13 protein-coding genes are annotated in these 13,654 nt (G+C 55.2%); 12 read left to right on the top strand and 1 reads right to left on the bottom strand.

What is annotated here, in order from left to right; all coding sequences use genetic code 11:
• Positions 1-27 precede the first annotated feature (27 nt).
• From nrdR to HRQ60_RS09015, 10 genes are all read left to right on the top strand, one after another.
• A complete protein-coding gene (gene nrdR, locus HRQ60_RS09060; protein ID WP_172195486.1) occupies positions 28-498 on the top strand; it encodes a transcriptional regulator NrdR in 471 nt (156 codons plus the stop codon).
• Between the two features lie 154 nt (positions 499-652).
• Entirely contained in the window at positions 653-1,627 is a 975-nt protein-coding gene (locus HRQ60_RS09055) for an ABC transporter ATP-binding protein (RefSeq protein WP_172195485.1), read from the top strand.
• Entirely contained in the window at positions 1,620-2,375 is a 756-nt protein-coding gene (locus HRQ60_RS09050; protein ID WP_172195484.1) for an ABC transporter permease, read from the top strand. Before HRQ60_RS09055 ends, HRQ60_RS09050 begins: the two co-directional genes overlap by 8 nt.
• 71 nt (positions 2,376-2,446) lie before the next feature.
• Positions 2,447-2,851, top strand: a complete 405-nt coding sequence (locus tag HRQ60_RS09045) for a GntR family transcriptional regulator (protein WP_172195483.1) — start codon at positions 2,447-2,449, stop codon at positions 2,849-2,851.
• The gene (locus HRQ60_RS09040) at positions 2,835-3,536 is read left to right on the top strand and encodes an ATP-binding cassette domain-containing protein (protein WP_172195482.1); all 702 of its coding nucleotides are present in this window, start codon (positions 2,835-2,837) and stop codon (positions 3,534-3,536) included. The genes HRQ60_RS09045 and HRQ60_RS09040 overlap by 17 nt, the downstream gene beginning before the upstream one ends.
• Positions 3,530-4,300 (top strand): hypothetical protein, encoded by a 771-nt coding sequence (locus HRQ60_RS09035; RefSeq protein WP_172195481.1) that lies wholly within the window; start codon positions 3,530-3,532, stop codon positions 4,298-4,300. Before HRQ60_RS09040 ends, HRQ60_RS09035 begins: the two co-directional genes overlap by 7 nt.
• Before the next feature lie 391 nt (positions 4,301-4,691).
• Positions 4,692-5,582 carry an RNA polymerase sigma factor RpoD gene (rpoD, locus tag HRQ60_RS09030; RefSeq protein WP_172195480.1) on the top strand — a complete coding sequence of 297 codons (891 nt, stop codon included), beginning with the start codon at positions 4,692-4,694 and terminating at the stop codon, positions 5,580-5,582.
• Between the two features lie 197 nt (positions 5,583-5,779).
• Positions 5,780-7,453, top strand: coding sequence for a type 2 periplasmic-binding domain-containing protein (locus HRQ60_RS09025; protein ID WP_216671529.1), 1,674 nt, complete (start codon positions 5,780-5,782; stop codon positions 7,451-7,453).
• 63 nt (positions 7,454-7,516) lie between these two features.
• The gene (locus HRQ60_RS09020; RefSeq protein ID WP_172195479.1) at positions 7,517-8,587 is read left to right on the top strand and encodes a glycoside hydrolase family 53 protein; all 1,071 of its coding nucleotides are present in this window, start codon (positions 7,517-7,519) and stop codon (positions 8,585-8,587) included.
• Between the two features lie 76 nt (positions 8,588-8,663).
• On the top strand, positions 8,664-9,725 hold the full coding sequence (locus HRQ60_RS09015; protein ID WP_425501639.1) for a glycoside hydrolase family 53 protein: 1,062 nt from the start codon (positions 8,664-8,666) through the stop codon (positions 9,723-9,725).
• A gap of 85 nt (positions 9,726-9,810) precedes the next feature.
• Here HRQ60_RS09015 and ybaK read toward each other — a convergent pair whose 3' ends face one another.
• Positions 9,811-10,293, bottom strand: a complete 483-nt coding sequence (ybaK, locus tag HRQ60_RS09010) for a Cys-tRNA(Pro) deacylase (protein WP_172195478.1) — start codon at positions 10,291-10,293, stop codon at positions 9,811-9,813.
• 181 nt (positions 10,294-10,474) lie between these two features.
• Between ybaK and htpG the strand changes: the two genes are divergently transcribed.
• Complete coding sequence (htpG, locus tag HRQ60_RS09005) at positions 10,475-12,355, top strand: molecular chaperone HtpG (RefSeq protein WP_172195477.1); 1,881 nt, start codon at positions 10,475-10,477, stop codon at positions 12,353-12,355.
• 488 nt (positions 12,356-12,843) lie between these two features.
• A complete protein-coding gene (locus HRQ60_RS09000; protein ID WP_172195476.1) occupies positions 12,844-13,419 on the top strand; it encodes a DUF6097 family protein in 576 nt (191 codons plus the stop codon).
• The last annotated feature ends 235 nt before the right edge of the window (positions 13,420-13,654 follow it).

Below are 13,654 nucleotides of genomic sequence, written 5' to 3'. Positions count from 1 at the left end.
GCTGCCGATAGAAGGGAAGTGAAGAGAGTGAAATGTCCTTATTGCGATTACAGCGGTACCCGAGTGCTGGATTCAAGACCGGCCAACGAAAATAAGTCGATCCGCAGAAGGCGCGAATGCGAAAGCTGCGGCCGCAGGTTCACGACATTCGAGATGGTGGAAGAAACCCCGCTGATTGTCATCAAAAAAGACGGCAGCCGCGAGGAATTCAGCCGGGACAAGATTCTGCGGGGCCTGATTCGCGCCTGCGAGAAGCGTCCGGTATCCGTCGAGCAGCTGGAGACGATCGTTTCCCGCGTCGAACGCTCGCTGCGTAATACGGCGGTCGCCGAAGTCGAGAGCCGGAGCATCGGCGAACAGGTGATGCAGGAGCTGTACCCGGTGGACGAGGTTGCCTATGTGCGCTTTGCTTCCGTGTACCGGCAGTTCAAGGATATCAATATGTTCATGAAAGAACTCAAGACGCTGCTGTCCAGAGACGGTGGGCTGGAACGGTAAACAGCCGCGCGATCCGGCGTATGCCTATTTTTCGAAACGTCTGTTTTTCCCTCGAGGGAGAAGCGGACGTTTTTTGTTTTGCAAAAAAAGGTTTACAAGCTGCGTGTTCACGTGTACTATTTAAGTATAACACTAGTACATGGAGATTGAGCACATGACTTTGACGCAGCGGAAGATGTCGCAGGAAACGAATCACGCCGATCGGCCCGAAACCGTCCTGCAGTTGGAGAACCTGACCAAACGGATCGGCCGAAAAACGATTGTAGACCAGCTCTCGTTCGAAGTGAAGCAGGGTGAAATCGTAGGTCTGCTCGGTCCCAACGGAGCGGGCAAGACGACGGCGATCCGGATGATGACCGGTCTGATTCGGATAAGCGGCGGCGATGTACGGATTGCGGGCAAAAGTATCCGCGCTCAATTCAAGGAAGCGATCGTGCATGTCGGCGGAATTATCGAGAACCCGGAATTTTATCCGTACATGAGCGGTTTCGACAACCTGAAGCAGGCGGCCCGGATGACCGACTCGGTGACCGATACCCGTATCCGGGAAGTGATCGCGCTGCTCGGACTGGAGGAGGCCCAGCATAAGAAAGTCAAAGCCTACTCGCTGGGGATGCGACAGCGGCTTGGCATCGCCCAGGCTCTGCTTGATCGGCCCCAACTGCTTATTCTGGACGAACCAACCAACGGGCTGGACCCGGCAGGTATTCGCGAAATGCGGGATTATCTCAAGCAAATCGCTTGTTCCGAAAGGATTGCCATTCTCGTGTCCAGCCATCTGCTGTCGGAGATCGAGCAGATGTGCAGCCGCGTCGTCGTAATCCAAAACGGCAGATTGGTGACGGAGCAGTCGGTCGGGCAGCGGACAGACTCGCAGCAGCCCGCAATCCGGATTCGGGTAGACAAGCCGGAACAAGCGCAGGAAGCGCTCCGGCTGCTGGATCGGGTTCAAGTGCAGGAAGTTCGCGAAGCGGAATCCGAGCTGCTCTGCCGGGTATCCGATACCGATATCCCCGATGCGATCGATACGCTGCGTCTTGCCGGCGTTGCCGTGTACCGGATCACCGAAAATACCAAATCGCTGGAAGACGAATTCCTGCAGTGGACGGGAGGCAGCCAAATTGCGTAATTTTACAAGATTGATCCAGAACGAATGGCTGAAGCTGACGAAAAAAAGAAGCTTTTGGGTACCGGTGGCGATGTTGGCCGCGATCTCGGTCCTGGTAACGGTCATGCTGTACAAGTTTTCGGCGAATGTCGCAGAGGTAGACTCGGCTGCGCAGTATCTGGCCTCCATGCTCGGTGCTTCGGGACTGGGCCAGTTTGCGGCAATCTTGGCGGTTGTCGGGACAGCCGGAATAGTCGCCCAGGAATATTCGCAGGGAACGATCAAGTTTCTGCTGATCCGTTCGCGCAGCCGGGGAGAGATTCTGGCTTCGAAATACATCGCGGCAGCCGGCTATACGCTGATGATGACGCTGGTCGCGGGACTATCCTTATATGCGGCAGGCGGATTCGCGTTCGGCTTCGGAGGCACGGGGGCGCAGTGGGCGGATGCCCTGCAGTCGGGCATGTACGGGTTCGTGTATTCGCTCGTTTACGTAACGCTGAGCTTTATGATGGGGGCGCTGACGCGCTCGACCGGCGTGGCGATCGGGGCTGGACTTACGGGCAGCATGTTCGGCGGAATCGTCATTTTCAAAGACTTTTATAAATACTTCCTGTTCCCGAATGCGGATCTTACGATTTATGAGAAGGCGGGACCGCCCCTGCCCGGCATGTCGATCGGGTTCTCGTTGATCGTCCTGGGGGTGTACATGGCGCTGTTTCTGGCCGCGGGGTATACTGGATTCAAACGCCGCGACGTGGCCGGATAAGGAACGATCGCGGCAGCAGCGGGCGCAGGGTTAGGAGCGGACCGGCAGCGGGAAAGGTGTGAACGTCAGACGTGACTATCGAATTCGACAACAATATGCCGATCTATCTGCAGATCATGAACTATATCAAACTGCAGATCGTAACCGGCAAACTCGGCCCCGGCGAGAAGATTCCTTCCGTACGCGAATTGGCTTCTGAACTGAAGATCAATCCGAATACGATTCAGCGAACGTTTCAGGAACTGGAGCGCGAAGGGGTGGCGGAGAGCCGCAGAGGACTGGGACGGTTTGTGACAAGCGAGGATGAGAAGATCATGACGATCAAAAAGGAGATGGCGGCCGAGCTGCTGGAGCGGTTTATCGGCGGAATGCGGGAGCTGGGATTCGACAACGGAAACATTGTGAAGATCGTGTCCGATTCAGTAGAAGACGGACCGCGGGAAACGGAGGGGAATCAAAGTGGACCCACTGCTTGAGCTGGATTCGGTCAATAAACGCTACGGAAAAAAAGTGGCACTGAAAGACGTCTCGCTGTCTGTCGGCCAGGGCCGCATCATCGGTCTGCTCGGCAGCAACGGCAGCGGCAAATCGACGCTGCTGCGGATCGCGGCCGGACTGCTGGTACCCGAATCGGGCAGCGTGCGGATTAAGGGCCGGCGACCGGGACCGGGTTCCAAAGCCCTTGTGTCGTTTATGCCGGATCGTCCGCAATTCGAATCATGGATGACCGTAGGCGATGCGCTCGATTTTCAGCGGGATTTCTTCGCCGACTTCGACGCGGACAAATCGAAGCGAATTCTGGAGTTTATGAGACTCTCCCGGGCGGAGAAGACCGTGTCTTTGTCCAAAGGCATGCAGGAGCGGCTGCAGCTTACCTTGGCGCTGTCGCGCCGGGCTGCCTTGTATCTGCTGGACGAACCGATCGGCGGTGTTGATCCGGTGGCCCGGGATCATATCCTGGATGCGCTGGTGGAGTTTTACGAAGAAGACAGCAGCGTGATCGTGTCGACCCATCTGATCGCCGATATCGAACGGATCTTCGACGAAGTGCTGATGATCCGGGAGGGAAGTCTGATCCTGCAGGAAGAGGTGGAACAGATTCGTCTGAATTCCGGCAAAAGTATCGATCAGCTGTTCAAGGAGGTCTACGCCGAATGCTGAAATTGTTGAAATACGATCTGAAGCGAGATTTGTTCATGCTGCTCGGAGCAGCCGCGGCCGTGGTACTGCTGCAGCTGTGCGTCGAAATCGGCGGCAGGTACTGGGGGGCGGATGCCGGTGTCCGATTCGTTCTGAGTGTATTAACCTACATGTTTACGGCTGTGCTGGTTCTGGTTGCGGCCTGCCGGAGTTTTCGAAGCAACATCCGTTTATCCAGCCGCCGGCTGCTGCCGCTGGGCAGTCTGAATTATATCGCTTCGGCCGGGCTTTACGCGCTGTTGAACGGATTGGCAGTGGGTCTGCTGGCCGGAATTCACTTCCTGTATTATCGGCAGGGCGGCCTGCTGAACGAACTTCAGCGGCTCGGCAATCTGAATTTTAACGGATTGGATCTTCATCATCCGCTTCCTTGGACGCTCTTCCTGGCTGCGGCGACTGTGGTTTGGTCCGTGCTTCTGCTGCTGTCGATCTTGTTCCTGGTCATTTCCGTGATGGAAAGTCTGCAGGTCAAAGCCAAAGGGTTGATCGGAATCCTGCTCTTTTTTGCGATCGGCTCGGTGATGTCCTGGATCGAGGAAGCTTTTTTCGGCGGCGGAGGCAGCCAGGCGATTCCAAGATTGCAAGTGCAAAGTCAGTCTTCGCTTACGATGCAGGTGCAGGGGTTGAATGCGGGATGGGGAGCTTTTCTGTTCGAGCTTGCCGTCATTGCAGGATTCGTCTGGCTGACCGTCCGGTTGATCGACCGCCGGGTACGGATTGCCTGAAGCCGTATGTTCAAGCGGCGGCCTATATTCAAATAAACGCGCTTCGAGGTCCGTATGGACTTCGAAGCGCGTTTTGGGTTTGCGGCAGAAGCGGTTTGGCGGCTGCGGGATAAACTGTACCCATGCCTGCGTCCGATTGAACGGAGGCGGGGAAGGGTAAGCGTGTAATGTAAACGAATGAAATAAAAAACATCTTTTGCGGTTGTTTTTCACCGGAAAAGATGTTATACTAATAGCTGTCCGTAATTTAGCTGTTTATAAACAAATATATTAAAATCATAGCACGGATTGATTTTATTGTCAAATAATATTTGCGATGAATATGTGGGGGATAAAACCCCGAAGAGCAGAGAATCAGACCTCAATTTCTATTGGGAAGGGGAAAATAGATATGGATCGAAACATTGAAACCGAAACCGCCCAGATTCCGGAAGAAGCCGTTCTCACCGGTGCCGGAAGCGACGACTCCGTACGCATGTACCTGAAAGAGATCGGGCGTACGCCCCTTCTGTCCGCAAACGAAGAAATTTCCCTTGCGGAACGCATCGTACAAGGGGACGAAGAAGCAAAGCGCAGATTGGCGGAAGCGAACCTTCGTCTCGTAGTCAGCATCGCCCGCCGTTACGTAGGCCGCGGCATGATGCTGCTCGACCTGATTCAAGAAGGCAATATGGGTCTGATCAAAGCCGTAGAGAAATTCGACCATACCAAAGGCTTCAAGTTCAGTACGTATGCGACCTGGTGGATTCGTCAGGCGATCACCCGCGCGCTGGCCGACCAAGCCAGAACGATCCGGATTCCGGTGCATATGGTCGAAACGATGAACAAGTTTATGCGCGTATCGCGTCAGATGCTGCAGGAACTGGGACGCGAACCTTCGGTCGAAGAACTCGCCAAAGCGATGGAGATGACCGAGGAGAAAATCCGCGATATCATGAAGATTGCCCAGGATCCGGTCTCGATCGAGACGCCGATCGGCGATGAACAGGATTCCAAGCTCGGCGATTTTATCGAAGACAAAGAAGCGATCGCTCCTTCGAAGTTTGCGGAAGCCGGTCTGCTGCGCGAGCAGTTGGAAGAAGTGCTCGACACGCTGACCGAACGCGAGGAGAACGTCCTTCGTTTGCGTTTCGGTCTCCAGGACGGCCGTGCCCGTACGCTGGAAGAAGTCGGCAAGGAATTCGGCGTAACCCGCGAACGGATTCGTCAGATCGAAGCCAAAGCGCTGCGCAAGCTGAGACACCCGAGCCGCAGCAAGATTCTCAAAGGTTACTTGGAGTAGTCTTCGGACCGCTTCCAATTCGGCAGGCACAGTCAAGACCGGGACGAGCCGTCCCGGTCTTTTTGTGTGTCCGGAAGCCCGGAAGCCGCAAGAAGGTTGCGAAAGGTGCAGAAATGTTGGAGATGTGACATAGGCCAAGGAGCGGCGGCGCATCTACAATAAAAAGGAAAGGATTTCAATTTCGGGGAGGGAAAGAGTTGGGAAAAGGAAAATGGGGAATCAAAGGGGGCTTACTCGCGCTGTGTGCCGGTCTGGTACTGAGCGGATGCGGGGGAGCCGGCGGAGAAAAAGCGGCGGAAAGCGCGGATACGCCGATTATTGAAAACGCATACAAAGAAAAATACGAGCCGCCCGTTCCGATTACGACCGCTTGGGGCATCAATCCGATCGCCAAATTCAAGAACGGAGAGAGTATCGAGAACAGCGTAGCGACCCAATGGGCCAAAGAGAAATTCGGCATCGATATCAAGTCGCTGTGGTCCGTTACCGATACGAACGGGGCTTTTGTGACCAAAATGCGGTTAGCCATGTCTTCGGGTCAGGAAATGCCGGAGATTGTAACGGTTGGCGACGAACTGCTGGCGCAGGATCTGATCGACTCCGGCATGTATCAGGAAGTCGGACCGCTGTTCGATAAATATGCGTCCGACACCTGGAAAGCCGCGATGGCGCAGGATCCGAACATCTGGAATTCCTACAGCCGCGACGGCAAAAAAATGGGGATTCCGATTCTCGATTATGCGTACAACAACGATTATCTGCTCTGGATTCGTCAGGACTGGCTGGACAAGCTGAAGCTTGAAGCGCCGAAGACCCTGAGCGAACTGGAGACCGTCATGGAAGCGTTCAAGAACCAGAATCCGGACGGACTGTCGCCGGATCAGGTCGTTCCGCTGAGCATCGGCTTCAAGACTTCGATGAATACCTGGATGGGCGATCCGTCCTGGATCTTCGGCGCTTACGGTACGCTGCCGCAGCAGTGGAATATCGGCGCGGACGGCAAACTGGAATACGGTTCGGCCAATCCGGCGATGAAGCAGGGGCTGACCAAACTGAACGAATGGCTCGGCAAAGGCTATATTCCGCAGGAAGCGGCGCTGTGGGACGAGAACAAAACGGCGGAGCCGGCGGTGGCCGGAACGGCCGGCATCATTCCGGGACCTTACTGGATGAGCGGCTGGCCGCTTCAGGATACCGCCAAGAATGTCCCGGATGCGGTCTGGAAACCGATCGCGATTCCGACCGGCCCGGACGGCACGGCGATGCGGCACGGCACAAAATACTCCAACGGCGTTATTTTGATCAAAAAAGACATGCAGCATCCCGAAGCGTTCTTCACCTACCAGAATTATTTGTTCGACAACTATGCGGATCCCAAACCGGGCAGTCCGTACGATTACGGCCTGTTCGAAGGGTACGACTATCAGCTTGACGAGAAAGGCCAACCGATTCCGGGCGAGAAAATCGACGGCGGTTATGTCAATGTCACCTTGTATCTGCTGGTACACGACGGCGCACGGATTCCGGATGCCCAGATGAAGGCGCTGATGAATCTGGCCGACGGCAAAAAACCGGTAACCAAGCTCGAGAAAGATGTAGCACTCAACTATGGCCCGGAAACGCCGGCGGCGGCGAAAGTGCTGCTGAGCCAGGAAGAGATTTCCCGCAAAAATCAATTTACCGGACCGACTACGGAAACGATGAAGTCCAGACTCGATTACCTGAACAAGATGGAAAATCAGGTATTCAACGAAATCATTTACGGGAAAAGCCCGATCGATGCTTTTGATACGTTTGCCGAATCGTGGAAATCCGGCGGCGGCGACAAGATCACCGCGGAAGTCAACGCCTGGTATGACAGCGTCAAGTAATTCTACTAGCGCTGCCCCGAAAAGCATACGGCTGAATCCGGTACACAAGAATGGAGGACTTACATGTTGACTACCCGCAGGGAGACATTTATTACGGGAATGGATCTTTCTTTTATGGATGAAATCGAACACGGAGGCGGCCGTTATTACGATGCGTCGGGCCGGGAACGGGAGCTGCTCGAACTGCTTGGGGAAAACGGCGTCAACGCCGTACGCCTGCGGATCTGGAACGATCCGGCGGGCGGGTTCTGCAACCTGGAGCGCACGCTTGCCGTCGCTCGGAGGATCAAGCGGCAGGGCATGGGCTTTTTGCTCGATTTTCATTATTCCGATAAATGGGCCGATCCGGCCAACCAATGGAAACCCGCGGCATGGGAGAGTTTGTCCGATGAAGAGCTGGGTCAGGCGGTCTACGATTATACGGCGGAAGTGCTGGATGCGCTCAAGCAGGTCGACGCCCTGCCGGATACGGTGCAGGTCGGCAACGAGATTACGCCGGGCATGCTGTGGAACGAAGCCCGCGTCGGCGGCGAAGGGTTCGATACGGACGAGCAGTGGAGCCGTTTCGCCGGGTTGGTCAAACGGGGCATCGAAGCGGTTCGGGCGGCAAGCCCGGATATCGCGGTCATGATCCATATCGACCGGGGCGGCGATAACGCCTCCAGCCGCAAGTTCTTCGACCGGTTCGCGGAACTCGGCGTCGATTACGACGTGATCGGCCAATCGTTCTATCCCTGGTGGCATGGCACCCTGGAAGATCTGCGCGGCAATCTGCACGACCTCGCGCAGCGTTACGGCAAGCCGATCAATGTGGTGGAGACCGCCTATCCCTGGACGCTGGAAGAGCCGGAAGGTTCGAAGTGGGTCATGAACGGCAGGGAAGGGCTGCTGCCTCTGCCGGAATATCCGGCTTCCGTCGAAGGTCAGCGCCGGTACCTGGAAGAGCTGATCGCGATCGTGCGCGAAGTGCCGGGCGGCTTGGGCGAAGGTTTCTATTATTGGGAACCCGCGTGGATTCCGTCGCAGCAGGAATGGTCGGTCGGCCATCCGAACAACTGGGCCAATCTGACCCTGTTCGATTTTGAAGGCCGGGCGCTGGCATCACTGGACGCCTTGAAGCCGCCTGCGAGATAAGAAGATGCCTAACCACAACGTCCAATAACGAGCAGTCCGCGTTGATAGACGAATTTTGACTTGGGGAGGATCATACATGAATCACAGAAGAGGGTTCAAAACCGCTGCGCTCACCATGCTGTGCATGCTGCTTCTGCTGCCGGCCTGGACGGTTGGCGGAACGAACAGCGTTTCGGCCGCCGCGCCGGCTTTTGCCAAAGGAGCCGATATCAGTTGGGTTGCGGGGCTTGAAGCGAAAGGGCAGACCTGGAAAGACAAGACCGGCAGGCAGAAAGACATCTTGCAAATTCTGCGCGACGATTACCAGATCAACTCGGTTCGGATCCGCGTATGGGTCAATCCGAATATGAGCGACTACGCAAGCGGATATCTCAATGCGGAGAAAGCGGCCGAACTTGCGTCACGTGCCAAGAAACTCGGCATGAGCGTCATGCTGACTTTGCATTACAGCGATTCGTGGGCGGATCCGGGGCAGCAGACCAAACCTTACGCCTGGCGAAACCTGAACTTCACCCAACTCATGGACGCGGTATGGAGCCATACAGTCTACGTCATGAACACGATGAAAACCAAAGGCGTCACGCCGGATTGGGTACAGATCGGCAATGAGACGAGCGACGGTATGCTGTGGCCCGACGGAAGAGCTTCCCAGGGCGGGATGAAAAATTACGCCTGGCTGGTGAATACGGGACATAACGCGGTCAAATCGGTCAGCAGCGGCACTAAAACGATCGTGCACCTGGCGAGCGGCCACGATTCGGCGCTGTTCGAATGGAATATCGGCGGTCTGATCGACAACGGCGCCACATTCGACATGGTCGCGATGTCGCTCTATCCGACGACGTCCGACTGGCAGGCGAAAGTCAATCAAGCCGTCCAGAATGCAAACAATATCGTCGCCAAGTACAACAAAGACGTGATCGTCACGGAGATCGGACTGGAATACGACCAGGCCGCCGTGACCAAAAGCTTTATCGCGGACATCAAACAGAAGATCCGCAGCCTGCCAAACGGACGCGGCAAAGGCGTGTTCTATTGGGAACCGGAAGCGCCTCCGGGCTACAACGGCGGTTACAACAAAGGCGCTTGGGGAGCCGACGGCAAACCGACGCAGGCATTGGAAGGATTCCTGAACTGAGATCATCCGTCACAAGAAAAGCGCACGAATCGACCCGATACGAGAACGGGCGGTTTGTGCGCGTTTTTTGGCTTCCAGGCAGGGGTCACTTGATCAGATCCGCAAAAGACGCCTGCGCCGCCGAAGCCAGATCGCCGGGTGCAAGCTTCATCTGCAGTCCGATCTTCCCGGCACTGACCGCCAGCGATTCCAGCGGCTCTCCGCCGGCTTCGATAAAAGTGGGAAAATGCTTTTTCATGCCGATCGGCGAACAGCCGCCGCGTACGTAACCTGTCCATTTCTGCAGGTCTTTCAGCGGCAGCATTTCGATTTTCTTTTCACCCGCGGACCGGGCCGCTTTCTTGAGATCCAGTTCTTCGCCAACCGGGATCACGAAGACGTAACCGTTGTTTCCCGCATGGGCGACCAGGGTCTTGAATACCGTTTCCGGGGCCAGCCCTATTTTTTCCGCGACGGCCGTGCCGTGGATCTGCCCGTCCTCGTTGTCGTAACTGAAGGTTTCGTAACCGATGCCGAGTTCTTCGAGCCTGCGCATTGCATTCGTTTTGTGCATTTTGGTTGCAGCCATGCCTTGTTCCTCCTTCGTTTTCTCTATATCCATTGTAGCCAACCCGTTAGGGCTGCGCAAAAAGGTTTCCCGGCGCCGCGTTTCTTGACATGAAATTTCAACAGTGCTATAAATGGAATTGGATTAGCACTCCGTTAAAACGAGTGCTAACAATCTTGACCCAACGGAGGGGAAATCACATATGGAAAAGAAGCAGTTCCAGGCCGAATCGAAACGCCTGCTCGAAATGATGATCAACTCCATCTACACGCAAAAGGAAATCTTCCTGCGCGAACTGATTTCGAACTCGAGCGACGCGATCGACAAGATCTATTATCGGGCGCTGACCGACGAGAATCTCTCGTTCGATCCGGAAAATTACTACATTAAATTGTCCGTCGACAAAGAAAATCGTACGCTGACGCTGACCGACACCGGTATCGGCATGACCCGCGAAGATCTGGAGAACAATCTCGGTGTGATCGCCAAGAGCGGATCGCTTGCTTTTAAAAAGGAAAACGAAGCCAAAGACGGCCACGATATTATCGGCCAATTCGGCGTCGGCTTCTATTCGGCATTCATGGTCGCGGACCACGTCGCCGTCACGAGCCGCGCGCTCGGCGAGACCCAAGCTTACAAATGGGAATCCGACGGTGCGGACGGCTACACGATCGAACCGGCGGAGAAAGCCGAAGTCGGTACGCAGATCGTTCTGACGATCAAGACCAACACGGAAGACGAGAGCTACGACGAATTCCTCGAAGATTACCGTCTACGCTCGATCGTCAAGAAATATTCCGACTTTATCCGCTACCCGATCAAAATGGACAATACCGTCCGGGTATCGAAAGAAGACGCCGAAGGCGAATTCGAAGAGCGGATCGAAGAAGAACAAGTGAACAGCATGGTGCCGATCTGGCGCAAAAACAAAAGCGAGCTGACCGAAGCGGACTACGAGAACTTCTATGCCGAGAAGCATTACGGATTCGACAAGCCGCTGTCGCACGTACACATCAATGCCGACGGCGCCGTCGTGTACCGCTCGATCCTGTTTATCCCGGAAACGCCTCCGTTCGATTTCTATTCCCGCGAATACGAAAAAGGGCTGGAACTGTATGCGAACGGCGTACTGATCATGAACAAATGCGCCGACCTGCTGCCGGATTATTTCAGCTTCGTCAAAGGGATGGTCGATTCCGAGAGCCTGTCGCTGAACATTTCCCGGGAAATGCTGCAGCATGACCGCCAGCTCAAACTGATCGCCAAAAATATCGAAAGCAAAGTCAAAAGCCAGCTCAAATCGCTGCAAAAAGACGACCGCGAGAAGTACGACAAGTTCTTCGAAGCGTTCGGCCGCCAGTTGAAATACGGCGTATACAGCGATTACGGCACGCACAAAGACGCTCTGCAGGATCTGCTTATGTTCTACTCTTCGACCGAGAAGAAGCTGGTCACGCTGGACGAATACGTCTCCCGCATGCCGGAAGAACAGAAGTATATCTACTATGCGGCAGGCGCTTCGCATTCGCGGATCGAGAAGCTGCCGCAGACCGAAATGGTCGCGGACAAAGGCTACGAGATTCTGTACTTTACGGACGATATCGATGAATTTGCCGTGAAAATGCTGATGAATTACAAGGAAAAAGAGTTCCGCTCCGTCTCTTCGGGCGATCTGGGTATCGAAGAAACCGAAGAAGAGAAGCAGGATGAAGCGGAAGCGGCAGGCGATCAGGAGCTGTTCAGCTACATGAAAGAACGCCTGGCCGGCAAAGTATCGAACGTGCGCGCTTCCAAGCGTCTGCGTTCGCACCCGGTCTGCCTCAGCTCCGACGGCGAAGTGTCGATCGAGATGGAGAAAATCCTCAGCATGATGCCGGACAATCCGAACGTCAAAGCGGAGAAGGTCTTGGAAGTGAACGTCAACCACGACGTGTTCGCTTCGCTCAAGTCTTCGCTTGAAAGCGACAAGTCCAAGCTAGATCTGTACACGGACCTGCTGTACAATCAGGCGCTGCTGATCGAAGGACTGCCGATCGAAGATCCGGTCGAGTTTACGAATCAGATGTGCAGAATTATGGTGTAAGGGGAAAAGATCGGGCGGCTCCGGGAAAGATCGGTTCCGGTCGCTGTTTCGATCGGGAAGCTGAATTGGATTTCAAGGAGGCTTCCCGATCTCAAAGGCGAACACTGTCGTTCCCGCACCCGATCTTTCCCTCCGCCGCCCGATCTTTTCTTGGATTGGAAAGGGAAGAGAGAAGGGCGGAAGAAAAAACGGACCGGTTTCCTTCGGGGAAACGGTCCGTTTTTTTGTTGAAGAAATGGAGGGAAGAAGGATGAAGCATAGGCGAGCTTTAAACCGGCTTCGGTTCGATTATCCCGGGAATCCGTAACCAACCGGGCATTTTCGATCGTTTTTCGACATCAACCCGGACGTAAGACCTCGACCATCCGATCAAACGAGCAAGCTTTGGGACCAAAGCCCGTCGGCCGCGAGGAACTTCTTTTCCCTGGTTGTTTCCCCTATACTGGAAGCAATTAAGAGACGAATGGAAAAGAAGGAGGACAATCCGCATGAGTTTGATGAGGCACGCGATGCTGGGACCGCAGGAATCCCGGATCACCGGTTCGCATTTATCCGCGGCGCAGCGGCTGATCGATTACTATTTGCTGCCTGTCGAAAAAGAAAACTGGAACTTCAGCAAGCAGATGATCCATCTGGAACGGTATGCGGGCGAGGTGGGATTCGAACGGGCGGCGTCCCGGGTGCGTCTGGCGGATTATGCGCTGCACGGATTGTCCTTGTTGATTCTGTTTCTGATTCTGGGCACGGCGGGGCTGGATCTGGTCTGGCCTGCTCTTGAACTGCGCGAGACGGTGCTTGTCGGAGTCGCGGCCAACCTGGAAGCGGCCATGCTCGCGGTTGCGGCGCTGCTGATGTGGGTTGTCGCTTTGATGGGTCTGCGGCGTTCCCTGGGCAGGGAACAAGAGAAGCATCTTGTGCTGCTGTGGCAGCGTGTGCTCGAAGTCGTCAATCCCGCGCTCGATATGCCTGCGGATTCGCCTTACGAATTGTCCCAAGCGCTGAACGACTGGATGAACCGTCAGACGGCCCGGGACGAAGTCGCGAACCCGGACAGTCTGTTCTAATCTGTACCTATCTATCGGAATCGGTCACGGTGCAAGCGCGTCCGATTTCGTCGAAGTCTTAAGCGGTTTTCGAACGGGAGCTCCCGTCGGAAGCCGCTTTTTTGCCGCGCGGATACGGAAAAAGGCACCCGTTTCCCTGAGCTAAAACAGGCTTAGGACTGCACCGGATGATACGAACACGATGCAAACAGTTTGTTCTTCTGGTACACTGGGACTCAGACTAAATGCGATGGGG

The organism is Saccharibacillus qingshengii, assembly GCF_013185195.1.
Classification (GTDB): Bacteria; Bacillota; Bacilli; order Paenibacillales; family Paenibacillaceae; genus Saccharibacillus; species Saccharibacillus qingshengii.
The sequence above is the reverse complement of the archived record's forward strand: the minus strand, read 5'-3'. Positions and strand labels throughout refer to the sequence as shown.

What these genes read in the sequence shown, in the direction of transcription:
- HRQ60_RS09055 (WP_172195485.1), top strand. Translation starts at nt 653, where the DNA reads ATGACTTTGACGCAGCGGAAGATGTCGCAGGAAACGAATCACGCCGAT.
- HRQ60_RS09035 (WP_172195481.1), top strand. Translation starts at nt 3,530, where the DNA reads ATGCTGAAATTGTTGAAATACGATCTGAAGCGAGATTTGTTCATGCTG.
- rpoD (WP_172195480.1), top strand. Translation starts at nt 4,692, where the DNA reads ATGGATCGAAACATTGAAACCGAAACCGCCCAGATTCCGGAAGAAGCC.
- HRQ60_RS09020 (WP_172195479.1), top strand. Translation starts at nt 7,517, where the DNA reads ATGTTGACTACCCGCAGGGAGACATTTATTACGGGAATGGATCTTTCT.
- HRQ60_RS09015 (WP_425501639.1), top strand. Translation starts at nt 8,664, where the DNA reads ATGAATCACAGAAGAGGGTTCAAAACCGCTGCGCTCACCATGCTGTGC.
- ybaK (WP_172195478.1), bottom strand. Translation starts at nt 10,293, where the DNA reads ATGGCTGCAACCAAAATGCACAAAACGAATGCAATGCGCAGGCTCGAA.
- htpG (WP_172195477.1), top strand. Translation starts at nt 10,475, where the DNA reads ATGGAAAAGAAGCAGTTCCAGGCCGAATCGAAACGCCTGCTCGAAATG.
- HRQ60_RS09000 (WP_172195476.1), top strand. Translation starts at nt 12,844, where the DNA reads ATGAGTTTGATGAGGCACGCGATGCTGGGACCGCAGGAATCCCGGATC.